At 50.7% G+C, this 1,907-nt stretch carries 1 rRNA gene; it reads left to right on the top strand.

From position 1 onward, the window contains the following. Window positions 1-222: 222 nt before the first annotated feature. Window positions 223-1,751: ribosomal RNA gene (locus EJN84_RS12150) — 16S ribosomal RNA — on the top strand. The last annotated feature ends 156 nt before the right edge of the window (window positions 1,752-1,907 follow it).

Raw genomic sequence — 1,907 nt, 5'->3', positions numbered from 1 at the left:
TTTTTTTTAAGACAAAGCAGTATACAAGGCTTGTATCGGAAGATACAAGAGAGATTGGTACCCGTTCAATTAGAAACGAAGGAACGACGGAATATAAAGGAAAAGAAGTCGTGACAAGAAGGAGCCGAATTTAAGTGGATTGACTCGTAAAGGGGTAAGGTTTTTTTTAAGAGTGAACAGAAGCCGAAAGATGGCAAGTTCAAGGGAACAAAAAAACAATATACAACGAAGAGTTTGATCCTGGCTCAGGATGAACGCTAGCGACAGGCCTAACACATGCAAGTCGAGGGGCAGCACGGTGTAGCAATACACGGGTGGCGACCGGCGCACGGGTGAGTAACGCGTATGCAACCTGCCTACTACAAGGGGATAACCCGTTGAAAGACGGACTAATACCCTATAACACAGGGGATCCGCATGGATATATTTGTTAAAGATTTATCGGTAGTAGATGGGCATGCGTTCCATTAGCTTGTTGGTGAGGTAACGGCTCACCAAGGCAACGATGGATAGGGGAACTGAGAGGTTGATCCCCCACACTGGAACTGAGACACGGTCCAGACTCCTACGGGAGGCAGCAGTGAGGAATATTGGTCAATGGACGAGAGTCTGAACCAGCCAAGTCGCGTGAAGGAAGACGGCCCTACGGGTTGTAAACTTCTTTTGTAAGGGAATAAAGAGTCTTACGCGCTAAGACGTTGCAGGTACCTTACGAATAAGGATCGGCTAACTCCGTGCCAGCAGCCGCGGTAATACGGAGGATCCGAGCGTTATCCGGATTTATTGGGTTTAAAGGGTGCGCAGGCGGCATGTTAAGTCGGCGGTGAAATTTTGCAGCTCAACTGTAAAAGAGCCTTCGAAACTGGCAAGCTTGAGTGTGGATGAAGTAGGCGGAATTTGTGGTGTAGCGGTGAAATGCATAGATATCACAAAGAACACCGATTGCGCAGGCAGCTTACTAAACCATAACTGACGCTCATGCACGAAGGCGTGGGGATCAAACAGGATTAGATACCCTGGTAGTCCACGCAGTAAACGATGATTACTGGCTGTTTGCGATACAATGTAAGCGGCTGAGCGAAAGCGTTAAGTAATCCACCTGGGGAGTACGTTCGCAAGAATGAAACTCAAAGGAATTGACGGGGGCCCGCACAAGCGGAGGAACATGTGGTTTAATTCGATGATACGCGAGGAACCTTACCCGGGCTTGAAATGCATCTGACGTATTCGGAAACGGATATTCCCTACGGGGCAGATGTGTAGGTGCTGCATGGTTGTCGTCAGCTCGTGCCGTGAGGTGTCGGCTTAAGTGCCATAACGAGCGCAACCCTCATCGTCAGTTACCATCAGGTAAAGCTGGGGACTCTGGCGAGACTGCCATCGTAAGATGCGAGGAAGGTGGGGATGACGTCAAATCAGCACGGCCCTTACGTCCGGGGCGACACACGTGTTACAATGGGTGGTACAAAGGGCAGCTACCTGGCGACAGGATGCTAATCTCCAAAACCACTCTCAGTTCGGATCGGAGTCTGCAACTCGACTCCGTGAAGCTGGATTCGCTAGTAATCGCGCATCAGCCACGGCGCGGTGAATACGTTCCCGGGCCTTGTACACACCGCCCGTCAAGCCATGGGAGCCGGGGGTACCTGAAGATCGTAACCGATAAGGAGCGATCTAGGGTAAAACTGGTGACTGGGGCTAAGTCGTAACAAGGTAGCCGTACCGGAAGGTGCGGCTGGAACACCTCCTTTCTGGAGAACGGCCATCACCCTGTCCGTACAGGGACGGCAATATTCACTGGGGGAAAGCCTTACAGACCAAAGGGCGAGACAGGAAACTTGAAGGAAGCTCCTGTCGCGATTTATCCGTTCCTGAAAGAAGAAAGAGGGACGGGGTATCAAGGAAAA

It is taken from the genome of Seramator thermalis (genome assembly GCF_004138125.1).
Taxonomy (GTDB): domain Bacteria; phylum Bacteroidota; class Bacteroidia; order Bacteroidales; family Dysgonomonadaceae; genus Seramator; species Seramator thermalis.
This window is presented reverse-complemented; position numbering and strand designations above follow the sequence as displayed.